Source organism: Citrobacter sp. Cpo032 (assembly GCF_030332975.1).
In the GTDB taxonomy this organism is placed as follows: domain Bacteria; phylum Pseudomonadota; class Gammaproteobacteria; order Enterobacterales; family Enterobacteriaceae; genus Citrobacter; species Citrobacter portucalensis.
On the sequence record NZ_JAOWGU010000050.1, the window covers coordinates 99,885 to 124,868 of the forward strand.

Annotated in this window: 17 protein-coding genes and 1 pseudogene; 11 read left to right on the forward strand and 7 right to left on the reverse strand. The window is 52.1% G+C overall.

From position 1 onward, the window contains the following. Window positions 1–38 precede the first annotated feature (38 nt). Together OGY33_RS21255 and smpB are read right to left on the reverse strand one after the other, a co-directional pair. Window positions 39–11,237 carry a BapA/Bap/LapF family large adhesin gene (locus OGY33_RS21255; RefSeq protein WP_191238222.1) on the reverse strand — a complete coding sequence of 3,733 codons (11,199 nt, stop codon included), beginning with the start codon at window positions 11,235–11,237 and terminating at the stop codon, window positions 39–41. A 583-nt stretch (window positions 11,238–11,820) separates the two neighbouring features. Then, window positions 11,821–12,303, reverse strand: a complete 483-nt coding sequence (gene smpB / locus OGY33_RS21260) for an SsrA-binding protein SmpB (RefSeq protein ID WP_003031211.1) — start codon at window positions 12,301–12,303, stop codon at window positions 11,821–11,823. 154 nt (window positions 12,304–12,457) lie between these two features. Between smpB and ratA the strand changes: the two genes are divergently transcribed. Next, window positions 12,458–12,901, forward strand: a complete 444-nt coding sequence (gene ratA, locus OGY33_RS21265) for a type II toxin-antitoxin system toxin RatA (protein ID WP_003826396.1) — start codon at window positions 12,458–12,460, stop codon at window positions 12,899–12,901. Then, entirely contained in the window at window positions 12,885–13,181 is a 297-nt protein-coding gene (locus OGY33_RS21270) for an RnfH family protein (protein ID WP_008785525.1), read from the forward strand. Before ratA ends, OGY33_RS21270 begins: the two co-directional genes overlap by 17 nt. 50 nt (window positions 13,182–13,231) lie before the next feature. On the opposite strand, the gene bamE is transcribed toward OGY33_RS21270, so the two are convergent. The 3 genes from bamE to nadK all read right to left on the reverse strand — a co-directional run bounded on the left by bamE (window position 13,232) and on the right by nadK (window position 16,351). After that, window positions 13,232–13,576 carry an outer membrane protein assembly factor BamE gene (bamE, locus tag OGY33_RS21275; RefSeq protein WP_008785524.1) on the reverse strand — a complete coding sequence of 115 codons (345 nt, stop codon included), beginning with the start codon at window positions 13,574–13,576 and terminating at the stop codon, window positions 13,232–13,234. A 149-nt stretch (window positions 13,577–13,725) separates the two neighbouring features. After that, window positions 13,726–15,387 (reverse strand): DNA repair protein RecN, encoded by a 1,662-nt coding sequence (gene recN, locus OGY33_RS21280; RefSeq protein WP_191238223.1) that lies wholly within the window; start codon window positions 15,385–15,387, stop codon window positions 13,726–13,728. 85 nt (window positions 15,388–15,472) lie between these two features. After that, entirely contained in the window at window positions 15,473–16,351 is an 879-nt protein-coding gene (gene nadK, locus OGY33_RS21285; protein ID WP_032944608.1) for an NAD(+) kinase, read from the reverse strand. 122 nt (window positions 16,352–16,473) lie between these two features. On the opposite strand from nadK, the gene grpE reads away from it, so the two are divergent. Then, window positions 16,474–17,067 (forward strand): nucleotide exchange factor GrpE, encoded by a 594-nt coding sequence (gene grpE / locus OGY33_RS21290; protein ID WP_003826408.1) that lies wholly within the window; start codon window positions 16,474–16,476, stop codon window positions 17,065–17,067. A gap of 49 nt (window positions 17,068–17,116) precedes the next feature. On the opposite strand, the gene OGY33_RS21295 is transcribed toward grpE, so the two are convergent. Next, a complete protein-coding gene (locus OGY33_RS21295) occupies window positions 17,117–18,406 on the reverse strand; it encodes an HlyC/CorC family transporter (protein WP_008785520.1) in 1,290 nt (429 codons plus the stop codon). Window positions 18,407–18,424: 18 nt separating this feature from the next. Continuing rightward, window positions 18,425–19,216 (reverse strand): cytochrome C assembly family protein, encoded by a 792-nt coding sequence (locus OGY33_RS21300; protein WP_003031224.1) that lies wholly within the window; start codon window positions 19,214–19,216, stop codon window positions 18,425–18,427. 165 nt (window positions 19,217–19,381) lie between these two features. On the opposite strand from OGY33_RS21300, the gene ffh reads away from it, so the two are divergent. The 8 genes and pseudogenes from ffh to OGY33_RS21335 all read left to right on the forward strand — a co-directional run bounded on the left by ffh (window position 19,382) and on the right by OGY33_RS21335 (window position 24,947). Beyond that, window positions 19,382–20,743, forward strand: coding sequence for a signal recognition particle protein (gene ffh / locus OGY33_RS21305; RefSeq protein WP_003031226.1), 1,362 nt, complete (start codon window positions 19,382–19,384; stop codon window positions 20,741–20,743). 171 nt (window positions 20,744–20,914) lie between these two features. Beyond that, window positions 20,915–21,163 carry a 30S ribosomal protein S16 gene (gene rpsP / locus OGY33_RS21310; protein ID WP_003031228.1) on the forward strand — a complete coding sequence of 83 codons (249 nt, stop codon included), beginning with the start codon at window positions 20,915–20,917 and terminating at the stop codon, window positions 21,161–21,163. Window positions 21,164–21,181: 18 nt separating this feature from the next. After that, a complete protein-coding gene (gene rimM / locus OGY33_RS21315; RefSeq protein WP_191239006.1) occupies window positions 21,182–21,730 on the forward strand; it encodes a ribosome maturation factor RimM in 549 nt (182 codons plus the stop codon). A gap of 44 nt (window positions 21,731–21,774) precedes the next feature. Further along, window positions 21,775–22,542 (forward strand): tRNA (guanosine(37)-N1)-methyltransferase TrmD, encoded by a 768-nt coding sequence (gene trmD / locus OGY33_RS21320; protein ID WP_003031232.1) that lies wholly within the window; start codon window positions 21,775–21,777, stop codon window positions 22,540–22,542. Window positions 22,543–22,581: 39 nt separating this feature from the next. Further along, window positions 22,582–22,929, forward strand: a complete 348-nt coding sequence (gene rplS, locus OGY33_RS21325; RefSeq protein ID WP_002914145.1) for a 50S ribosomal protein L19 — start codon at window positions 22,582–22,584, stop codon at window positions 22,927–22,929. Window positions 22,930–23,445: 516 nt separating this feature from the next. After that, window positions 23,446–23,622, forward strand: coding sequence for a YdcA family protein (locus OGY33_RS24620; RefSeq protein WP_458573879.1), 177 nt, complete (start codon window positions 23,446–23,448; stop codon window positions 23,620–23,622). 18 nt (window positions 23,623–23,640) lie between these two features. Beyond that, window positions 23,641–24,051, forward strand: a pseudogene (locus OGY33_RS21330) (tyrosine-type recombinase/integrase); the annotation flags it as partial. Continuing rightward, window positions 24,048–24,947 (forward strand): hypothetical protein, encoded by a 900-nt coding sequence (locus OGY33_RS21335; RefSeq protein WP_223123729.1) that lies wholly within the window; start codon window positions 24,048–24,050, stop codon window positions 24,945–24,947. The pseudogene OGY33_RS21330 and the gene OGY33_RS21335, both read left to right, overlap by 4 nt. Window positions 24,948–24,984 lie beyond the last annotated feature (37 nt).

The following is a 24,984-nucleotide window of genomic DNA, read 5'->3' on the forward strand; positions in this document are numbered from 1 at the left end:
GGGCTGTAGTTATGGCGCTTTAACGCATTGCGTTAACGTCAGGGCACGATGTGATTTTGTTGCACCAGCTCATCGAGCGTGGTGTGTACGTTCTCCAGCGTTATGAGATTGGTTGAGTGATATGTGTTGCCCGTACCGTCGCGGTCGATGGCAATCACCGTGTTGTTACCGCTGGTGGTTACGGTGAGGTAGTTGCCGAGCGTAGCGTTCTGCCCGTTCCAGCCCACCAGCAGGTCGCCGATATCGATTTTGTCACCCTGGGCCAGTGAGAAGTTGGTCCAGGTGTCGGTAGCACCATTGCTAATGTTGCCGCCGGTAGCGTCGTTGGCGTTGAGCAGGTGATAAATCAGCGTATCGCCGTAGGCGCTGCCAGTCAGGCGATCGGCATCGACGGTACTTACCACTTGCGGATTCATATTGATGGTCAGCGTAGCGGTATCGGTATGGCCATTCTGGTCGTTAAGGGTGTAGGTAAATGTCTCTTTGGTGACAATGGTGGAGAGCGAGACATCGCTGTTGAGGGCATAGGTGTAATGACCATCAATGCCAATGGTCAGTTTGCCGTACAACCCGTTAATGATGGCGCTGGTCGTGCTACTCAGCGGATCAAGCGTGGCGGTACTGCCGCCCGTGCCGTTCACCGTCAGCAAGGTATGCACGCTGGCAATATGGTCTCCGTCATAAATATTGCCGGTGACGCTGTTCGCTGTGGAAGTCTCGAAGTTTTGCAGGTCGATTATCGTACCTTTCACGCTGGGGGTGATGGTGATATTCCCCAGCCCCAGCCCCCCGACGCTTCCGGTATAGTCGAGGCGATAGTTGCCGGGGTGCAGTACGATCCCGCTCAAGGCTATATCGATATTGCCGCCAACCAGCAATCCGCCATTGAAAGAGTTACCGGCAATCTTGATGTTGTTGCTGTCATACAGCGCCCAGGTGACGGTCAGCCCGCCCAGCGTCAGACCTGACGCGACGTTAAAATGCAGTATGGCGTTTTGCACCGCCGTTCCCGTAGCGATTTCAATGACGCCAGTACCACTTTTTGAGGTGGGTGAAAGGAGTTGGGCACTCCAGCTGGCGTTCCCGACGCTGTCGTCGGTAAACGACCGGGAAGTATCCGCCTGGGTACTAACCGCCATCGTGCTGCTGACGTCATTTACTGCATCCAGCGCCTGTGGGGTTGGTTTGATATTCAGCGATGCACTGCCGGTATCGCCGTTTGGCGCTTTGACCTTATACACGAAACTGTCCGGCGTATTGATACCGTCTGCGCCCAGTCCGCTTCTCAGCGTGTAGGTGTAGTTCCCTTTCGCATCAATAGTCAGCGTGCCGTACTGCCCGTTAATGGTGGTTGTACCCGTTCCGTTTACGGTGACACCGTTAACTTCGGTGATAACGGTATTGGCCGGAGCCGAGTCGTTGACCAGCAGGTTTCCATTGGTTGTCGCACTCAGGCTGTCGACCGCGTAGGTGTGATCGGCCTGGATATTCAGGGTATAGCTGGTCAGCAGCGTCAGACCGCCGGAGGCGTTAAGCAGGAACAGATAGTCACCGCCAGGCAGGGTGATGGTGTAATCCGTTGAGCTACCTCCTAGCAGCGCCGTGACCCAGTTGGGCTTCACGCGGAACTGCTCATACTGCTGAATGGACTCGTTGAAGCGATAAACATAGAGATCAAAACCGCCAACCGTGACGCCGAGAACGCTGGCCTTGACGGTCAGCGTGCGGGTTGCGCCATCATCCACATTAAATTTGATCGGATTGGTTAAACCGTTAACCAGACTGACATCCAGCACATTGCCCAGTCCGACGTTGGCGAGGGTGAAGCCGGTTTGCTGTGATGTGCCATGATCAACCGCGATGACCTGCGTCCCGTAAGTCAGCGCAGCCACATCGTCTGCCGCGGTTACCGTACTGGTAGTGGGTGCCTGACCGAGCGTTACCACCAGTTTTGCCGAGGAGTGATCGCTGCCATGCGTCAGCGTGTAGGTGAAACTTTCGGAACGGCCATACACCGAGATTGACGTATTGGTCAGGGTATAGGTGTAACTACCGTTCTGATTGATATGCAGGATCCCGTATTTCCCCTGCACATCAATGCCGCCCGCCGGGATGTTCACGACGTTGCCGTTACCGTCGGTGATGGCGGTGACCAGCGTGCCGGAAGGGGCATTATCCTGCCCGTTGGCGGGATCGGTATCGGTGATGATATTGCCAGACTCGGTAGTACCGCCGGTGATAGTTCCTGCGCTGGCTTTTACCACTGAGACATCAAGGCTGGTGTATGCCCCGGTCGCCAGCAGGTTGGTGTTGTAGCTGACCACGCGGTAATCACCACCAGTCAGTCCGCTGTAATTGAGCGTTACGCCTGAGGCGCCCAGAGTGAGGAGGCTGGCAAAGTCTGGTTTTCCGGTATCCACCACCGTCACCCAGGCATTCAGCGCGGTGTCAAAGCGCTGGATGACGACTTCAAGTGTGTTTAACAGCGACAGCACTACGCCGGTCGCTGCGGCATTGATTGTAATGGATCCGCTGCCGCCAGAAGCGATGCTGAAATTCACGCTTGCCGTATCGTTCCCCAGCACGTTGGCGACATTTCCCAGCGCATTGACCAACAGGAAACCATAATCGCTTTGATGCTCGGTGCTGACGGTGACATCGGTTTGTAGCGGCAGGCTGGTGACATTGTCTTCAGCCAGTAGCGGCAATACTGGTGCGAGAGCGTTTGTCGGCGATGAGGTATTTCCCGCCGCATCGGTCGCCGTGGCGGACAGCGACTGCCCTTCAATCTGGCGAACCGGCAGGTTGACGCTGTAGACACCGCTGCTGTTGGCGATTGCCGTCACGCTGGTGCCGCCGGGCAGAGAAATGGTGACCGTGCTTCCCGCTTCGGCGACGCCGCTGACGGTACCGCCATCGGCGCTGATCAGGAGCGTTGGCGCGGTCGGTGGCGTGGTGTCCACAATCACGCTGAACGAACCGGACAACCCACTTGCGCCGTTGGCGTTGGTTGCCGTGGCGGTAAACGCATGGTTACCTTCGCTGAGTGCACCGGATGGGGTAAAGCTCCAGATCCCGTTACCGTCTGCGGTCGTGAAGCCCATTAGCACGCCGTTGTTGTACAGATTGATGACGGCGTTAGCCTGCGCCGTTCCTCTGAGCGTTGGCAGGGTGTCATTGGTGGTTTTACCGGGAGCGACGGGTCCCATGATAGTGCCGACGTCATCGAGCACGCTGGAAATAACAGGCGCAGGTGGTACGCCGGTAAACGGTGCCAGCACGTTACCCGCTGTACCGATGTTGCCTGCGGCATCCTGTGCGCTGACCAGCAGAGTTTGCCCACTGATTTGCGGTGGGTTCAGAGTGAAGGTGAAATTACCGGAGGCGTTGGCGGTTGCCGTGCCGAGCACCGTTCCGCCGCTGGAGCTAATAATGACCGTGCTGTTTGGTTCGGCAACGCCGGTGAGCGCGGTGCCGTTGGCGTTTACCGCCAGCCCGGTTGGGATACCCGGGGCAACGGTATCGACCACGATCGCTGCCGCAGACGATATGCCACTGGTATTACCCGCACTGTCCGTTGCAGTGATGGTAAACGAGTGGGTACCTTGTGCCAACGCGGTAGTCGGGGTGTAGCTCCAGTTGCCGCTGCCGTCCGCCGTTACGCTGGTGACAAAGCTGCCGTTATCATAAATATCAACTCGCGCGTTGGCTTCCGTGATGCCGTTTAACGTTGGGCGCGCGTCGTTGGTCGGCTGATTGCTGCCAATCGGCCCGGTGTTTGGCCCGACATCGTCAATAATGCTGCTGATTGAAGGCTGCGTCGGCGCCGTGGTGTCAACCACCACGCTAAAGCCTGCCGTCGCGCCGCTGGTGTTGCCCGCCGCATCAGTGGCGGTGACTGTGAAGGTGTGCGATCCATTAGCCAGCGGTGTGGTTGGGGTAAACGACCAACTGTTATTGCTTTGCACCAGCGCGGTACCCAACAGGGTGCTTCCGTCATAGATGCTGATGGTGCTGCCTGCCTCGGCGGTGCCGTTCAGCGTCGGGCGTGCATCGTTGGTCAGCTGTCCGTTGCTGAGCGCTGCATTGAACACGCCGCCTGCGATATCATCCACCACAGAGACCAGCAGCGGGATGGATGGTGCAATGGTGTCGACATTAATCGTAAACCCACCTGAGACAGGACTCACGTTCCCGGCGGCGTCGGTGGCGATGGCGGTAAACACATGCTGACCGTTGCCAAGTGTGGTGGTCAGATATTCCCAGGTGCCGTCTATCGTCGCAGTCACCGTTGCCAGCAGCGCGCCATTATCGTAGATGGCTACCCGGGCACCGGCTTCCGCTGAACCGCTGAGTACGGGACGGGTGTCGTTGGTAAAGGCTCCGTTCGATAGCGTTCCGGTTCCCGGCTGCACGTCATCAAACGCCTGGATAATCGTTGGCGCAAGCGGGGCGACGGTATCAACAACGATGTTAAATCCCGCAGACGTCGGGCTGACGTTTCCAGCCGCGTCGGTGGCTGTTACCGTCAGCGCGTGGTTACCGTTGCCAAGTTGGGTTCCCGGTGTGAAGGTCCAGGTGCCCGTACCATCCGCTGTGGTAAAGCCGATAAACGATCCGTTATCGTAAATTCTCACCGTGGAATTGGCTTCAGCCGTACCGCTAAGCGTCGGGAGTGGATCGTTCGTGGCCTGACCGTTGTTCAGATTACCGATCAGCGGGCCGACATCATCCGCAACCTGAGTAATCACTGGTGCTGTCGGTGCCATAGTATCGACGGTGTAGGTAAAGCCACCAGAAGGCAGACTGGTATTGCCTGCGCTATCTGTAGCCGTGACGGTCAGAGTATGCTGGCCGTTACCCAATGCCGCGGAGGGTGTAAAACTCCAGCTTCCGCCTGCGCCGACGATGGTGGTGCCAATCGGCTGACCATCGCTCAGCACGGTAATGGTCGCGCCAATTTCACCGGTACCGCTGAGCGCCGGGCGACTTTCGTTGCTGATTTGCCCGTTGGAGATAGGCCCGGTTGTCGGCGCAGTATTGTCCTGCACCGAACTGATGACCGGTATTGACGGGGCAATAGAGTCCAGCTCAATAGTAAACGATGATGATACTCCGCCTGTGTTTCCCGCCTGATCTGTGGCAACGACGGTGAAATTATGTTGCCCCTGTCCCAGCGGAGCATCCGGAGTGAAGCTCCAGTTACCTGACTCGTCCACCTGAGTTGTACCTATTTCAGCGCCGTTATCACGGATCGTGATGATGGCGCCAATCTCGCCTTTGCCGTTCAGGGTAGGCTGCGCATCGTTTGTAAGCTGTCCGTTGGTCAGAGCGGTATTGCCGGGCTGATCGTCAATTACTGAGGTAATGCTCGGTGCGGCTGGCGCCAGCGTGTCGACGACGACCACAAATGGTGGCGTTGTCGGGCTAATGTTACCCGCGTTATCTGTAACGCTGGCAGTCAGCGAGTGGCTTCCTTCTCCGAGAGCAGGGGCAGGCGTAAAGCTCCAGTTGCCATTTTCGTCGCTGGTGGTTGTGCCGATTACCGTGCCATTATCGCGGATGGTAACAACCGAATCCGCCTCGGTAACGCCAGCAAGCGTTGGGGTATTATCATTGGTCAACTGCCCGGAGGTCAGGGGCTGGATCGTACCAACGTTGTCCGTGACCGTCACAATAGATGGCGCATTCGGTACCAGGGTATCGACAATGATCCGGAAATCACTGGATGAATCTCCCTGGTTGCCAGCGGCGTCCGTTGCGCGGGCGGTAAAGAGATGATCGCCTTCTCCCAGCGGCGCTGTCGGGGTAAAGCTCCAGAATCCGTTACTGTTTACGGTCGTTGTGGCATAAGCGACACCGTTATCGTAGAGGGTAATGGTTGCCCCGGGTTCGCCAGTTCCGTTGAGCGTCGGACGTGAATCATTTGTAATTTGCCCTTTATCCAACGATCCAGTGCCGGGGGCAACATCGTCGATAATGCTGGTGATCGTTGGCGCTTGCGGTGCCGTCGTGTCGATGGTGATAGCGTAGTTGGGGGACTGACCGCTGGGTATGCCACCGACGGTTTGCGACACAGTGAAGTTATAAGTTGCACCGTTAGTTAGTGGGGCGGGTAACTGATAACTCCATGCGCCAGAAACAACGTCGGCTATTACCGATGGAACTTGCAAAACACCATTTACATAAATATTAACAGTCGCTCCTGCAGTGGCAGTCCCTTGCAGCAGTGGTAAGGTGTCATTGGTGGTTTTACCGTTGCCAATCACCCCCATGATGGGCGCGATGTCATCAACGATCTCAAGCGTTGGTGGATGAGGAACGCTGGAGGTAGCAGCGCTAAACGTTGTCGGGTCGCTTTGATTTCCGGCGGGATCCTGAGCGATGGCGTTGAGCGCCTGACCGGTTGTTTGCGCTGGCGAAATTGTGACAGCGAAGTTACCTGAATCGTCAGCGATCCCTTGGCCGAGGATCGAAGTACCGCTGCGAATGATGACGGTACTGCCTGGATCGGCAGAGCCGCTAACCAGCGTACCGTTCGGGTCTACGCTGGTAACCGTAGGCGTTGCAGGCGGCAGGGTATCGACAATCAACGTCAGCGGGTTATCTGCTGCCAGTGAGTTACCTGCGTCATCCACGGCGCCGAAAGTCAGTGTGTGAGTGATATTGGGCGTGAGGGGGACATCCACACTCCAACTGCCGTTAGCAGCAACGGTAGCTGTCGCAATGGCGATGGGATTGTTACCATCGAAAATCAAAACCGTACTGCCCGGTGTGCCGGTACCGCTAATGGTTGGCGTTGTATCGTCCGTGACGCTGCCGCTGGTTAGCGAACCGGTAAAGACGCCAACGTTATCCTGGATATCCGTGACCTGCGGCAACGTTAACTTCGTGTTGTTAACCGTAAACGAAATGCTGTTTGAATTGTTGCTGACGTTACCTGCGGGGTCTGTTGCGGTAGCGCTTAATGTGTAGTTCCCGTTTGCTAGTGCAGTCCCGGGAGTAATACTCCAGGTGCCGCCAGCCACCGTTGCAGTACCGATCACCGTACCGCCGTTATACAGAGTGATGATGTCCCCATCGATACCTGTACCGCGAATGGTTGGCGTGGTGTCATCGGTCACGGCGTTGGGCGCAAGGTCGCCCATGACATCGCCGACATTATCGTTGGCGGCGATAATCACCGGCGGCGCAGACGGCGTCGTGTCGATGTTCAGTGTGATGGCATTCGACGGCTGGCTGACGTTGCCCGCCGGATCGGTTGCGGTAAGGGTTACCTGGTAAGCACCTGGAGCAACTGGTGCTGGCGGAGTAAAGCTCCAGGTTCCGTCTGCACCTACTGTTGCGGTTCCCTGTAAAGGGGGAGTGCCGTTCAGATAAACGGTAATCAAATCCCCGACATTCCCCGTGCCGCTAAAGGTTGGCGTGGTATCGTTGGTGTTGCCGTTAGTGACCACACCCGTTACCGGAGCCACATTGTCGGTAATGATTGGCGCGGCTGGTTGTGCGGGAGGCGTATTGTCTACCGTCAGGGTAAAGCCGGCTGATGGGATCCCCGTGTTGCCCGCGACGTCGGTCGCCGTGGCGGTGAATTTATGCGACCCGTCGGCGAGTGAGGTTGGGGTAAATGTCCAGGTGCCGTCTGGTTGTACGGTGACGGTGCCAATAGGACCACCATTATCATAAATCGTAATCTTCGCGCCGGGCTCGCCGGTTCCGGAGAGTTCGGGATTCGAGCTCTTGGTACTGCTGCCATTATTCAGCGTTTGTAGGTTTGTCCCAATCAGACCTTCTGCGGAGCTGATAACCGGGGCTGCTGGTGGAGTGGTATCAATCGTTAGCGTAAAGTTTCCGGCATTGCTGGCGTTGCCTGCAACGTCCGTGGCAATAGCGGATAAATTGTGTGTGCCTTCACTGAGCGGTTGGTCGAGTTGAATACTCCAGGTGCCTCCGGGCAAAACAGTCGTGCTTCCAATTGGCGTAGCTCCATCATAAAGAGTGATCTTAGAACCGTCTGTTCCGGTTCCTTTCAGCTCTGGCAAGGTATCGTTTGAACGGCTTCCGGTAGGCAGATCGATCGGTGCATTCCCAACGTCGTCGGTAGCAGCCAAAATGACAGGAGCGCCTGGCGGTTGGGTATCTACGGTAACGCTGACCACTGTGGGTGAGGTGATGACATTACCGGCGGCATCAGTTGCCGATACCGTAAACTGATGGGTGCGATCGCTGAGCACCTGATTCCCCGGAACGGTATAACTCCAGGTACCCGAGCTGTCGACAAGAATAACCGTCAATAACTGAATGCCATCGTACAGGTTTACCAGTGAACCAGGCTCACCGGTACCCGAGATGGTTGGCGTATTGTCGTTGGTGACCCAACCGTTATTTGCAACGCTGCCCGTAATGCTGCCAACGTCATCGTTAACCAACGTTATCACTGGAACAGTTGGCGCAATTGTATCGACAATTATTTTCCAGCTTGCCGCGCTGCTGGTGTTATTCGCGGCGTCTGTGGAGGTCACCGTGAAGATGTGAGCACCCTCGCTCAGCGCCGAGGCTGGCGTATAGTTCCAGTTACCGTTGATATCAGCGACAACGGTCGTCAGCAGGGTGCCGTTATCGTAAATTTTGACCTGAGAACCTGCTTCGGCGGTGCCTTCCAGTTTAGGTTTGCTGTCGTTAGTGACGTCGCCGTTATCGAGAGGGCCCTGGTACATGGGCTGGTCATCCGTCACGGCGGTGATGATGGGCGTTCCAGGGGCGGTAATATCCGGAGCCACCGCGGAAGTTGGCTGACTCTCGTTATTGCTACTGTCCGTTGCGGTAACTTTTACCGTTTCGCCGTTCATTTTCGACGGCGTAATCGACACCGTGAAGTTGCCGCCGCTGTCTGCCTGGCCTGTGCCGATCTGATTACCATTGCTGTCTTTTACGGTGACGGTGCTTCCCGCTTCAGCATGTCCGCTTACAGAACCACCGTCCCCGGCGACGGTGACGCCGGTTGGCGCGTCAGGCGCCGTGGTATCCGGGGCGGTAATCGCGCTGTTGCCGCTGGTATTGCCAGCCGCATCCGTCGCGTTGGCGACAAGATGTTCTCCGTTGGTCTGCGGCGGAACCAGCGTGGCGGTGAATTCTCCGTTCGAACCAGCGGTTGCTGTTCCAATTATCGCGCCACCAGGATCCAGAATATGTACCGTACTGTTGGGTTCCGCCATGCCGGTAACCTGATCGCCTGTAGGATTAATCACCAGATTAGCTGGCGGCAGCGGGGCCGTGATGTCTGGCGCGAGCGCGGTTTCCGGTAGGCTTGGGTTCCCGGCAGGATCGGTGGCGATAGCGGTAATGGTTTCACCATTGGTCTGAGGCGGGTTAATGGTGATGGTAAATGAGCCATCCGTTCCGGCGACGCCGCTGCCGATCTGAAGACCGTTATTATTATTGATGGTCACGGTACTTCCTGGTTCGGCTGTACCGGTGACGACAGAGCCGTCGGCAGATACGTTCAGATCGTCCGGAGCTGACGGTGGCTGAGTATCGATAGTGATATTGAATGCCGCTGACGTTCCTCCCGTGCCCAGGTGGTTGGTTGCTGTGGTGGTGAAGGAGTATGAGTCGTCCTGCAAGTTGGTGTTGGAGGTCCAGGTCCAGTTGCCGCTGGAATCGGCAAGCACGCTTACAACAAGCGCGCCGTTGTTATAAATGTTAACCGTGCTGTTGGCGTCTGCGGTACCCGAGATCGTAGGCGTTGGGTCGTTGGTGGCCTGATTATTGTTCAATGGTCCAGTTGAGGGGGTAACATCATCCACAATGCTGATGATAACAGGCACGCCCGGGTAGCCAGAGTTGGTGGCATTGAAGGACGTGTCTGGCCCGACGTTGCCTGCCTGGTCCTGAATCTTCGCGATCAGCGCTTCACCGTGCGTCTGTGAAGGTGAAATCGAGATGACGAAATTGCCGGTTTGATCAACGGTAGTTGAACCCAAAACCTGATTATTACTACCGATGATAATGACCTGGCTTCCCACCTCTGCACTACCGGTTACCGCGGTGCCTTGCAGGTTTACGGAGGAAATGACCGCGCCTTCAGGCGGGGTGGTATCAACGGTGAATGTCGGTACACTCGTTTCCGTGCTCACGTTACCCGCATCGTCAGTTTGCGTCAGCGTCAGATTGTGAACACCGTCGCTAAGCGGTGTGTCAGGTGTAAACGTCCAGTTACCATTGTCATCCACCTGAACCATGCCAATCAGAATGCCATTATCAGAAATGCTGATGTAAGAGCCCGCTTCACCAGTGCCTGTGAGTGTTGGCGTGGCATCGTCGGTTACACCGTTATTACCTATCAAGCCTTTAATGGAACCTGAATCGTCAGTTACTTCTGTGACCACAGGGGCGTCGGGGGCAAGCGTATCGACAATAATCTCCCAACTGTCCGACATGTCGCTGCTGCCCGTACCGTCTGATGCACTGACGGTAAACTTGTGGGTACCGTCTGCGAGTGGAGAGGATGGCGTAAACGACCAGTTGCCGTTGGCATCGATAGTGACCTGGCCTATTTCGACGCCGTTATCAAAAATATGCAATGTGGCATTTGCGGGGCCGGTGCCCTGAAGAGTGGGCGTATTATCGTTGGTGGATTCCAGCTGATTAACAGGGCCAGTAATCAGCTCCTGGTTATCGATTACGCTGGTGATAACGGGTACGTCAGGCATGTTAGGGGTTGTTGTTGGCGGTGAACCACCATCCCCATTACCACCGTTGCCATTTCCGCCATTTCCGTTGCCGGTATTATTATCACTCCCGCCACCACCACCGCCGCCACCTCCACCACCCGCCGCGAGGCCAATTCCGCCTGCTACCGCGATCCCACCAAGAACCCACGGCCAGACGGCGCCGCCTTCATGGCTTCCCTCAGCAGTCATTAGCGGAGTGAGATCGTCCAGATGCTGGAAATGGAATGCCCCATCAGTATCCTGAACCCACCACAGCGCGCCATTACTGTCTTCCAGAACAAGCTGGTTTTGCGCATCACCTTTTCCGACATAGAAGTTCTTAATGGTGATGGTTTCACCTGAGCGGAGTGTGACAACCAGATCCTGATTCACGCGAGTCAGTTGACTTACCTCCTCACGTGACACCGACAGTTTCACGATAGAAGGCGAACTGAGCGTAACTTCAGAGGATTCAACATTTGTGGAAACGCCAGTTAATTTTGATACAACGGCGAGTAGACGCATATGTTCACTCCTGATGGCATGTCGGGAGTATTAATCCGCAACAGCGCGCTGGGAAAATGAGCAGACAGGGGCCCCGTTCACCATAAAGATGAATTTACACATGTAATTACATTGATTAGGTCATGCAGAGGTTCATTTACTTATCAAATACGTTCGGGCCCTGTGAGCTGAATAGTTCTTTCGTATTAGATGATATAGTCAGAAAGAATGTATTCTGCAACTTATCCATATTAAAAATATATTTGGTTAATTGAAAAGTATACTTTCCGGTGTGTATTTAATGATTTGTTTTTGGTTAACTTGTTGTATTTAAAGATTTTGTATTTTAATTGAAATGAGAGGTGATATAATAAACAACAGTAATAATAGTGTTATTAAATAAGTTTGAATATAGGTGGCATGGTCTTGAAGTTTTATTTTATTAGACTATGGGGCGCTACGGTAATGCCAGGGGAGTTTATTTCATACCTGAACGATTCAGCACAAATAAACCATAAACCTGATGAATGTATTGAGTGGATTTCAATAACTAAAAAATAAGAACCAGTCTCAGGATCAGAGACTGGTCACAGGAGAATAGCGTTTAGCGACCAGCATTTTTCATAATACGCGCTTTATCTAACTGCCATTCGCGTTCTTTCACATCGGAGCGCTTGTCGTGCTGTTTCTTACCTTTCGCGACGCCAATTTTCACTTTGCACCAGGCATTTTTCCAGTACAGTGAAAGCGCAACAACGGTATAACCGTCACGATTCATTCGACCATACAGGGAGTCGAGCTCACGTTGGTTTAACAACAGCTTGCGGGTACGGGTGGGATCACATACCACATGCGTTGAGGCAACAGCCATTGGCGTGAAGTTGGCGCCAAACAGGAATGCTTCGCCGTCTTTAAGGATGACGTAGCTGTCGCCGATGTTAGCTTTACCCGCGCGCAGGGATTTGACTTCCCAACCTTGCAGAGCGAGTCCTGCTTCGAACTCTTCTTCAATAAAGTATTCGTGTCGTGCGCGCTTGTTAAGCGCGATTGTGGCTGAGCCAGGTTTGTGTGCTTTTTTCTTCGTCATAATGCCGCTCAGTATAGGTAATCTGGAATCGAAAAACACCCCATTTCATCCAGCGGGGCGCAAGGCGCTATCTTAGCACGAGTTAGGCTATAGCGTTTTTTTTAGCGGGGGATAAATGGTATTATTTGTGTGATTGATATTGATGGAAATTGTTATGCCTCAGATTAGCCGGACCGCTTTAGTACCTTACAGTGCGGAACAGATGTATCAGCTAGTGAATGATGTTAAATCCTATCCCCAGTTTTTACCGGGATGCACCGGTAGCCGTGTGCTGGAGTCGACTCCGGGACAGATGACCGCGGCGGTGGATGTCTCGAAAGCAGGGATTAGCAAAACGTTCACCACGCGCAATCAATTGACCAGTAACCAGAGCATCCTGATGCATCTGGTCGACGGACCGTTCAAGAAACTCATTGGCGGATGGAAGTTTACGCCACTGAGTCATGAAGCGTGCCGCATTGAATTTCATCTCGATTTTGAGTTTACCAATAAGTTAATCGAGCTGGCATTTGGTCGTATCTTTAAAGAGCTGGCTTCGAACATGGTGCAGGCCTTCACGGTCCGCGCGAAAGAGGTTTACAGTGTCAGCGTCAGCTAAAATTGTCGTTGAAGTGGCGTATGCGCTACCCGAGAAACAGTATCTACAGCGTGTGACGCTGCAACAGGGCGCTACGGTGGAAGAGGCTATCCGCGCTTCCGGGCTGCTGGAATTGCGTACCGATATCGATCTCAGCAAAAATAAAGTGGGCATTTACAGCCGTCCGGTAAAGCTTGCTGATGTTCTCCAGGACGGTGATAGGGTGGAAATTTACCGGCCACTGATTGCCGATCCGAAAGAGCTGCGCAGACAGCGAGCAGAGAAATCCGCTAAAAAATAGCAGACAATAAAAAAGGTGCTCATTGAGCACCTTTTTTTGATCTGTTAATCCTACTTGTTGTCGGTCAAAGCAGGTTTGTTATCAATGTTCGTCAAAATGCCGCTGCTGTTAAAGGTCAGCGTCAGTGTTTGCTGGGTTACGCCTTCATGACCAGGTTGCTGACGGAACACATAAAACCAGGTGTTAGTGCCAAAAGGATCGGACATCATTGGTGTACCCAGAGCATAAGCAACCTGCTGTTGCGTCATACCCGTGCGCACTTTGGCGACATCGGTAGGTGTCAGATAATTTCCCTGGTTGATGTCAGGGCGGTAAACCACTCGCTCCAGAGTGGAACAGCCTGCAGTCAACATCAGTAGTACTGCTGCAGCAGCAGTCAGCGTTTTACAGCGCATAGTGATTTGATTCCTTTTCGGGCCCGAGCAGTACGCGGCTCATATGTAATATGCCGATGATAATAGACCTTTCACCACTTTAAAACCTTTTGCTGTCGGGTCGGTCGGCGATTTTATGTTGAACTCAGACCTTAACAAGGTAAAAAAGTTTATGCCGCCAGCAGTTCTTTTGCATTTGCGAGGGTATTGCGCGTCACTTCGCTACCGCCAAGCAGGCGGGCTAATTCCTGCAGGCGAGCGCGTTTATCAAGCGGCTGCATGTGTGTTTCGGTCATCGCGCCATCCGTTTCTTTGCTGACGTAGAAGTGTTGATGACCACAGCCAGCAACCTGCGGCAAGTGAGTAACGCACATTACCTGAGTTGACTCGCCCAACTGACGCAGCATTTTTCCCACTACCGCAGCAGTCGGGCCGCTGATACCGACATCCACTTCATCGAAAATCAGCGCCGGTGTTTCCATTTTGCGTGCGGTAATAACCTGAATAGCCAGCGCAATGCGCGACAGTTCCCCACCTGAAGCCACTTTCGCAATCGGCTGCAACGGCTGGCCTGGGTTAGTGGTCACTTTAAACTCTACGCGATCGGCACCGTCTGCGCTCAAATGATGTTCCTCAAATTTCACATCAATGCAAAAGACACCGTGCGGCATTGAGAGAGTATGCATGCTCTCTGTAATCAGTTGTCCCAGCTCCTGAGCATAATGCTGGCGCTGTTGGTGCAGCATTTTTGCCGTTTCCAGAGCCTGCTGGTGGTGATTGTTCACCGCCAGGGTTAAGGTTTCGAGCGAGTCGGCCTGATCGTCTAACTGCTGTTGTTCATCCAGTAATGACTGATAGAACTGTGGCAGCGCTTCAGGGGCAACATGATGCTTGCGGGCCAATGAGATTTGTTTGGAAATACGCTGTTCAAGTTCAAACAAACGGTTAGGATCCAAATCCAGACGATCGCAATAGTGGCGCAGCTCGTCGCTGGCTTCGCTGAGTTGGATCGTGGCCTCTTCCAGCATATCCAGGATACCGGAAAGTCTGCCGTCCATGCCTGCCAGTTCAGTGACCAGCTGCTTTGCAGTGTACAGCTGGCTTTGCAGGTTGATGTCTTCGCCATCCGCCAGGATAGCCAGCGCCTGTTGGCTGGTGGTGAGCAATTGCCCGCTGTTAGCCAGACGCTTGTACTCTTCATCAATTTGCTCAAATTCACCCGGCTGCGGGTTGAATTCGTTCAGTTCTTTTAACTGGTATTGCAACAGTTCCGCCCGGGCTGCGCGTTCCTGACTCTGTTGTTGATGATGCGCCAGGTCACGGCAGCTTTGGTGCCACAGCTGGTAGCGCGCAGCCATTTCCTGAGTCAGGGACGCTTCATTGGCGTAACCATCCAGCAGAGACTTTTGGTGTTCTGATTTTGTCAGGAGCTGATGCGCATGCTGACCGTGGATTTGAATAAGCAACTGGCCCAGCTCGCGCAGCTGTGACAACGGTACGGCAGTGCCGTTAATGAAGCCGCGTGAACGTCCATCGCTGCTGATAACACGACGCAGCAAACATTCACGGCCTTCCTCAAGCTGGTTTTCTTCCAGCCAGCGCAGAGCCGCGGGGGTGTCTTTTAAGGCGAATCGCGCGCAGAGGTCGGCTCGCGTGGCGCCTGCACGTACCATGTCGGCGTCTGCGCGTCCGCCCAGGCACAAACCGAGAGCATCAATGGCAATGGACTTACCCGCACCGGTTTCACCGGTAATAACGGTCATTCCGTTCTGGAAATCGATCTCAAGTTCACGAACGATAGCAAAATTGCTGATGGTCAGTTGTGCCAACATAGCTGTTTTCCTGTATGAAAAACCATAACTGTAATTAAATACAGTATAAACTGGTTTTTTATACAGTAAAGAGGTTGGCGTTAAATTAGAATAATTTTTTTGACCAGCCTAGTTTAGTGCTTAATGTGTTGAAATAGCTGTAATCTTTTGGGTGTATCAGGTTCAGATGATAATCACAGCGGCGAATTAATACGTCTTCACCTTCCTGTATAGGCAGGGCGATCTGGCTGTCGCAACTGATTTCCAGATCGTTACGGCGATGAGAGAAGCGCAGGCGAATGGTGCTGCTACTGTTGATCACCAGCGGTCGTGCGGAAAGTGTATGCGGGAACATCGGGACCAGCGTAATAGCATCCAGCGAAGGCGTCAGGATCGGACCTCCGGCAGAGAGCGAATAGGCGGTAGAGCCGGTCGGTGTGGAAATAATCAAGCCGTCCGAACGCTGGGAGAAGGCAAAAATTTCATCGATATAGACTTCAAATTCAATCATGTGCGCCACTTTTCCGGGGTGCAACACAACTTCATTGATCGCAGTGCTAATACGCTTTTGGCAATCCTGTTGGCACACCTGGGCTTCAAGTAAAAAGCGCTTTTCGCTGATGTAGTGGCCTTCCAGCACGTCAGCTAACTGTTGTTGAGCATTGTCTGGGTCAAGGTCGGTCAGAAAACCAAGATTACCGCGGTTAATGCCAATAACCTTGATATCATAACGTGCCAGGGTGCGTGCGGCGCCCAGCATATTGCCGTCGCCGCCGACAACCACGGCGAGGTCTGCCTGCTGGCCAATCTCTGCGAGCGTACCGGTTTTCACATTTTTCAGCTGCAGCTCGTGGGCGATTTGTTGCTCAACGATAACCTCATAACCTTTGGCGCACAGCCAACGGTAGAGCATTTCATGTGTGGTCAGTGCAGTGGGGTGACGTGGATGCCCCACAATGCCAATACACTTGAAATGTTTGTTCATTTTCTCGAGGTCCTTGTAACGAAGATTAGTGACAATGTGAGTACTTCCCTTGAATCCCTGAATCTGATCCCCATAATAAGCCAAGTTAGCGAGATGAATGCGAAAAAAACGCGGAGAAATTCATGAGTAGTAAAGAACAGAAAACGCCTGAGGGGCAAGCCCCGGAAGAAATTATCATGGATCAGCACGAAGAAGTTGAGGCGGTTGAACCAGACGCTTCTGCTGAGCAGGTGGATCCGCGCGATGAAAAAATTGCGAATCTGGAAGCTCAGCTTGCTGAAGCCGAAACGCGCGAGCGCGACAGCGTGTTGCGTATCAAAGCGGAAATGGAAAACCTGCGTCGTCGTACCGAACTGGACGTAGAAAAAGCGCATAAGTTTGCACTGGAAAAATTCGTCAACGAACTGCTGCCGGTGCTGGATAGCCTGGACCGTGCGCTGGAAGTTGCGGACAAAGACAATGACGCTATGGCGGCTATGGTCGAAGGTATTGAGCTGACCCGTAAGTCAATGCTGGATGTTGTGGCGAAGTTTGGCGTACAGGTGGTTGCGGATATCGACGTGCCGATGGACCCGAACGTGCACCAGGCGATTGCAATGGTAGAGTCTGATGACGTTGCTGCCGGTAATGTGCTGATGGTTATGCAGAAAGGCTATACCCTGAACGGACGTACCATCCGTGCGGCGATGGTCTCTGTGGCGAAAGCCAAAGGCTAATTAGCCTCAGACCGGGTAATGCTGATGCGCTACCCGGTCTGGATTACTCTCACTGGTCCGATACGCTTTCCCGCAGCGGTTTGACGGGCAACACCTGCACCTGTTTAATCATATTGTCCTGCACGTCGAGAATATCGATATCGTACTGCCCAATACGCACACGTGTGCCGGCAACCGGGATCTCTTCCAGCGCTTCAAGAATAATACCGTTCACGGTACGTGCGTCATCTTCCGGCAGGTGCCAGTTAAACGCCTTATTGATTTCACGAACGTTGGCGCTACCGTCAATGATCACCGAACCGTCATTCTGCGGTGTGACTTCTTCGGCAAGCGTCGGTGACATTGAGGTCGTGAAGTCACCAACAATCTCTTCCAGAATATCCTCGACCGTAACCAGTCCTTGAATATCGCCATATTCATTAACGACCAGGCCCACTTTCTTCTTATTGCGCTGAAATTTAATGAGCTGGGTGCTGAGTGGTGTGCCTTCCGGAACGTAATAAATTTCGTCGGCGGCGCGTAACATGGTCTCTTTGGTGAACTCTTTTTTCTCGGCCATCAATCGCCAGGCTTCACGTACGCGCAGCATACTGATGGCATCGTCGAGCGAGTCGCGATACAGCACAATACGACCGTGCGGGGAGTGCGAAAGCTGACGCACGATTGATTTCCAGTCATCGTTAATATCAATGCCGATAATTTCATTACGCGGGATCATGATGTCATCGACGCTGACTTTTTCCAGATCCAGCACTGACAGCAGCATATCCTGGTTACGGCGTGAGATTTGCGAGCGCGATTCATTCACCAGCGTTCGCAGTTCATCTTTACTCAGCGAACCGCTCACTACGATATCTGTTTTGATGCCCATCATGCGCATCAGAAGCCGCGTGATGGTGTTGAGTAGCCATACTAACGGCATCATCAGAATCTGCAGCGGAGCCAGCAGGACGCTGCTCGGATAGGCAACTTTTTCCGGATATAGTGCGGCAATCGTCTTTGGCAGCACTTCGGCAAAAACCAGCACCACAAACGTCAGTACCCCGGTGGCAATGGCGACGCCAGCATCGCCATACAGGCGCATACCGACAATGGTGCCGAGTGCGGAGGCCAGGATATTCACCAGATTATTACCGATGAGCACCAGACTTATCAGGCGATCCGGCTTGCGAAGTAACTTTTCAACCCGTTTTGCCTGACGATTTCCCTGTTTGGCCCGATGGCGTAGGCGGTAGCGATTCAGGGTCATCATTCCGGTTTCAGAACCGGAAAAATAGGCGGAAATGACCACCATGATGAGGAGCGTGATAATGAGCGTGGTGGTGGAGATGTGTTCCACGTAGGGTTCCTTAAAGATTTAACTCACGAACTGCTGCAGGATACGGCTGCCGAAATAGGCCAGCGTCAGAATGCCAGCGCCTGCGACGTTAAACCATACGACGCGACGTCCGCGCCAACCTTCATGGTAATGCCCCCACAACAGAACGATATAGACAAACCATGCCACGATAGAGAGAACGGCTTTATCAATGTTCTCGGTACTGAACAGGTTATGCATGTAAAACAGGCCAGTGCACAGGGTGAGCGTCAGCAGAACCACGCCAATTTGGGTGATATGAAACATCTTCCGCTCAATACTCATCAGTGGCGGCATCTCATTGCTGAAGGCCAGTTTTTTGTTTTTCAGTTGGTAATCGATCCATGCCAACTGTAGCGCGTAGAGCGCGGCGATAATCAGCGTGGCGTAAGCGAACAGTGATAGCCCGATGTGAATCATCATGCCTGGCGTAGCTTCGAGATGGGTGATGAACTCGTTAGGCATAAACGTGGCGAAGGCCAGGTTTATCAGCGCAAAGGCGTAGACAATGGGCAGCAATAGCCAGCCACGATTGCGGGACGCGACGATGGTCATTACCGTACAGATCATCAGGCTTACCAGCGAGCCGACGTTCAACAGACTCAGGTTTTGTCCGCTTTCACCGCCGGGTAGGATACGCGCTTCCAGGGCGATAGCATGGCTTACCAGCGCAACGACCGCAGAGAGAATAGCCATACGCCGCCAGCCGCTGTTTTTTTGCAGCAGAGCGGGAATAATCAGCGCGAGGCTGACTGAGTAGGCGACAAGGGCGAGCAGAGCAAAAACGGGCATATAGGTGTCGACAGTTGGCCAGTGATAAAGAAAAGCAGTATAGCGTTACGTGACCGCTGCTCCAACCGTTGCATAACAACAAAGGCGGCTTCATGTTATACTGCGACAAATTTCTGTTGATGTGTCGCTGTCGCGACCGACCGTTTCCACCCCAGGCGAGAGACAATGTTTGATAATTTAACCGATCGTTTGTCGCGCACGCTGCGCAATATCAGTGGCCGTGGACGCCTTACTGAAGACAACGTTAAAGAGACGCTGCGCGAAGTGCGCATGGCGCTGCTGGAGGCTGACGTAGCGCTGCCGGTAGTGCGTGAGTTTATCAATCGCGTAAAAGAGAAAGCGGTTGGTCATGAAGTTAACAAAAGCCTGACGCCGGGTCAGGAGTTCGTCAAGATTGTCCGTAACGAACTGGTTGCGGCAATGGGCGAAGAAAACCAGACCCTGAATCTGGCTGCACAGCCGCCAGCCGTGGTGCTGATGGCGGGCCTGCAGGGTGCGGGTAAAACGACCAGCGTCGGTAAGTTGGGTAAATTCCTGCGCGAGAAGCACAAGAAGAAAGTGCTGGTGGTCTCTGCGGACGTTTATCGCCCGGCGGCGATCAAACAGCTGGAAACGCTGGCCGAGCAGGTCGGTGTCGACTTCTTCCCGTCGGATGTCGGCCAGAAGCCGGTCGATATCGTTAACGCCGCGCTGAAAGAAGCCAAACTCAAATTCTACGACGTGCTGCTGGTGGATACCGCCGGTCGTCTGCACGTTGACGAAGCGATGATGGACGAAATCAAACAGGTCCACGCTTCTATCAAGCCGGTAGAAACGCTGTTTGTGGTCGACGCCATGACCGGTCAGGATGCCGCAAATACCGCAAAAGCCTTTAACGAAGCGCTGCCGTTAACCGGCGTAGTGCTGACAAAAGTTGATGGTGATGCCCGTGGCGGTGCGGCGCTCTCTATTCGTCATATTACCGGTAAGCCGATTAAATTCCTCGGCGTCGGCGAGAAAACCGAAGCACTGGAGCCGTTCCATCCGGACAGGATTGCTTCGCGCATTCTCGGCATGGGTGACGTGCTGTCGCTGATCGAAGATATCGAAAGCAAGGTTGACCGTGCGCAGGCAGAAAAATTAGCCAGCAAGCTGAAAAAAGGCGATGGCTTCGATCTCAACGATTTCCTTGAACAGCTCAACCAGATGAAAAACATGGGCGGTATGGCAAGCCTGATGGGCAAGCTGCCGGGCATGGGTCAGATCCCTGACAATGTGAAATCGCAGATGGACGATAAAGTGCTGGTGCGTATGGAAGCCATCATCAACTCGATGACGATGAAAGAACGCGCTAAGCCGGAAATTATCAAAGGTTCCCGCAAACGCCGTATCGCTGCCGGTTGCGGTATGCAGGTACAGGACGTAAACCGCCTTCTGAAACAGTTCGACGACATGCAGCGCATGATGAAGAAAATGAAGAAGGGAGGAATGGCGAAGATGATGCGTGGTATGAAGGGGATGATGCCCCCAGGATTCCCAGGCCGCTAATCGGCCTGGCTTGTTTGCCATTTCGGCACCGCCAACGGCCTTTTATAGCAGAGTTATCAACTGCTGATTGCATTTTCCCCAGAAATCAGTAAAATTTTCGGGCTTTTAATATGACACCCGGGCTCCGTTCCTCGATGGGGCCTGGGTGTTTTATTCACACAAGAGGATGTTATGGTTACTATTCGTTTAGCTCGTCACGGCGCTAAAAAGCGTCCGTTCTACCAGGTTGTTGTTACCGACAGCCGTAATGCACGCAACGGTCGCTTCATCGAGCGCGTTGGCTTCTTTAACCCAATCGCTAGCGAAAAAGAAGAAGGCACTCGCCTGGATCTGGATCGCATCGCTCACTGGGTTGGCCAGGGCGCGACTATTTCTGATCGCGTAGCTACGCTGATCAAAGCAGCAAACAAAGCAGCTTAATCTGTCACGGTGGTCATGATGAGCAAGCAACTCGCCGCACAGGCTCCTGTGGACCCCATCGTTTTGGGGAAAATGGGGTCTTCTTACGGTATCCGTGGTTGGCTCAGAGTGTTTTCTTCCACTGAAGACGCCGAAAGCATTTTTGACTATCAGCCCTGGTTTATCCAGAAGGCGGGTCAGTGGCAGCAAGTACAGCTGGAAAGCTGGAAGCACCACAATCAGGATCTGATCATCAAGCTGAAAGGCGTTGACGATCGTGATTCGGCGAATCTACTGACTAATTGCGAAATTGTCGTGGATTCCTCGCAGTTGCCAGCGCTGGAAGATGGTTCCTACTACTGGAAAGACCTTATGGGCTGCCAGGTAGTGACTACTGAAGGCTACGATCTCGGTAAAGTCGTCGATATGATGGAAACCGGTTCGAATGACGTCATCGTCATCAAGGCAAACCTGAAAGATGCGTTTGGTATCAAGGAACGTCTTGTGCCGTTCCTCGATGGGCAGGTTATCAAGAAAGTCGATCTCGCTACTCGTACTATCGAAGTAGATTGGGATCCTGGTTTTTAAACCACCGGATAAACGGTAAAAGTCGGCGTTATGGGGATTGGCTTGTGTTTATAGGTATCGTTAGCCTGTTTCCAGAAATGTTCCGCGCAATTACCGATTACGGGGTAACTGGCCGGGCAGTAAAAAATGGCCTGCTGAACATCCAGAGTTGGAGTCCTCGTGACTTTACTCATGACCGGCACCGTACCGTGGACGATCGTCCTTACGGCGGCGGACCGGGGATGTTAATGATGGTGCAACCTTTACGGGACGCCATTCATGCAGCAAAAGCTGCGGCTGGTGAAGGCGCAAAGGTGATTTATCTGTCACCTCAGGGACGCAAGCTTGATCAAGCGGGCGTTAGCGAACTGGCCACGAATCAAAAGCTGATTCTGGTATGTGGTCGCTATGAAGGAATAGATGAGCGCGTGATTCAAACCGAAATTGACGAAGAATGGTCAATCGGCGATTACGTACTCAGCGGTGGTGAGTTACCGGCAATGACGCTGATCGACTCCGTGTCCCGGTTTATTCCGGGAGTTCTGGGTCATGAGGCTTCGGCAATCGAAGATTCGTTTGCTGATGGGTTGCTGGATTGCCCGCACTATACCCGACCTGAAGTGTTAGAGCAGATGGAAGTACCGGCGGTGTTACTGTCGGGGAACCACGCTGAGATACGTCGCTGGCGTTTGAAGCAGTCGCTGGGCCGGACCTGGCTTAGAAGACCTGAACTTCTGGAAAACCTGGCTCTGACTGAAGAGCAAGCAAGGTTGCTGGCGGAGTTCAAAAAGGAACACGCACAACAGCAACATAAACATGATGGGCAGGCGTAAGCCCCCAATATCAGTTTACCCAGGATAAGAGATTAAATTATGAGCAACATTATTAAGCAACTTGAACAAGAACAGATGAAGCAGGACGTACCTTCCTTCCGTCCGGGTGATACCGTGGAAGTGAAAGTATGGGTTGTTGAAGGTTCCAAAAAACGTCTGCAGGCATTCGAGGGCGTGGTTATCGCTATTCGTAACCGCGGTCTGCACTCTGCATTCACTGTTCGTAAAATTTCCAACGGCGAAGGCGTTGAGCGTGTCTTCCAGACTCACTCTCCGGTAGTTGACAGCATTGCTGTTAAACGTCGTGGTGCTGTTCGTAAAGCTAAACTGTACTACCTGCGTGAGCGCACTGGTAAGTCTGCTCGTATCAAAGAGCGTCTTAACTAAGATTCGCGCAAGCGACATCCTGTTAGAAAAGGGCTGGCCGAAAGGCTGGCCCTTTTTTTATTGATGCTGCCCATAATATGTCGAAATATTGTGGGGTATGGTTAATAAATAAATTATCCGATATTTTGGCGGGAACTGAAGTTCAGAAAGCAATGTTTATTGTTGTTACGGTTGTAATGGTGGATGCAGTGCAGTTGATTACATGTTGATGGTGATTATAATAAAAATAATTATATTGATATGGTTGCATCGCCTTGTTTTTACGACATATTAGAAACGGATCACAAACGGTAAACATTGTTTTGATAGTATGTGGTCTGTAATTGCGAAACCCAATGCTTCTATATTTACCAAGATTATTGTTTGGGTGATTATGCTGGGTTTGGTCCTGTAACTGGCTAGTGCTCGATAAGGATTTTAGTACCTAACTGGTGCTAAAGCGTGCGAGGAATGTCAGGCAGCAACAATAAAAATCATGAGTAATATTTGATGTTCTCTATTTAAAGGATAATACTAATGAAAGTATGCTTTTCTTTTCTAATAATAATACTGCTCTCAATTTCATCTTCTACTGTATCTGCAAAAAACTACCCATGTTCTAAATCTAAAGGTGGAGTATCGCATTGCACCGCTGACGGAAAATTTGTTTGTAATGATGGTAGTATTAGTCGCTCTAAGAAAAAGTGTTCTTAAAAGTATCGTCTCGTGAGGCGTACTAGATGGGGTGAAGCCAAACGTCTGATTCGTTCACATCTTTTACCCCACAAGCTGACCTTCACGAAAACTAAAGGTAAGAAGAATCGCACGGTGCTGATCCCTCGGTGGCTGTATGACGAGCTAGCTCCTTTGCAGGGGAAAATGTTCCATCCCTGCTATCAGGAGTTCAAGAAAATGCTCGCACTGACCGATATTGTGTTGGCTGAAGGGCAGAAGACGCACGTGCTACGTCATACTTTTGCGAGTCATTTTATGATGAATGGAGGTAATATCTTGGTACTCCAACGGATTCTTGGCCATGCAAACATAAGAGAGACGATGCGATACGCACATTTTGCTCCTGATCATCTTGAAGAAGCTGCGTTATTAAATCCTATTTCAAACTATTATGAGACTGAACTATGACTTCTAAAGGGCACGAGATAGAGTTAACAAAAGAAGATTATATACGCTACTTTAAGTTCAAAAGGGGATGGTTAAATTTCGTAGAAATATGTTTTGTGTTCGTTGTCTTTAGTGTGGTATGCGGGTTTGGTTGGCTGGACTCAACTATTAACTTCATTTTACCCTCGCGTGGTAGTGATTCTAATAGAATGCCTGTTGGCATACAGGTTTTATTTGCTACATCACTCGATGTGGCCTATACCATAATTTATGGCATATCACCCTTACAAAAAATAATTTTAAAAATATTTGGTTATGATGATAAACAGGAGGAAGGGAGAAAAGGTCGGGTAAGTCTTTCTGTCGCTGTTGAAGATGAGAAGGAGGCTGAAGAGGAAACCTTTGAGAACTACTTGAAAAAATTAATAAAAGGATCTGAGCGTCTTTCAAATACAATTCTTTCTCGAGGAAGCCTTTATCTTTTTCTAGGAATTGTATTTTCAATTTGTGGTCTATCATTTTTTTACATGCAGGCTCACACTCTCAATCCAGAATACGATATAACCCGACAAATAATATCATTGCTCCCAAATTTTGGTGTTTTGTTTTTTATTGAATTGATTTCATTTTTCTTTTTAAAGCAATACCGAGTGACGATGGATGAATTCAGATATTATGAGGCAATAAAACGATCTCGTGAAGAGATGTTGACGGTGATTAAACTATATCTAACTATCGGCAAAGAGTCAGATTTGAGCAATGTTCTTGAAAAAATAAACTTCAGCTCTCAAGTTGGTAAGTTGGAGTCTGGCCAATCAACAGAGTTACTTGAGTCAAGAAAAATGGATAAGAATGAGTTGGACTCATTGACCAGAATCATAGAGGCTGCAATAGGTAAACTTGGTACAGGAAAATAGACCGTGCAAAAACTATTTTATGCACTGAGATTTTTGT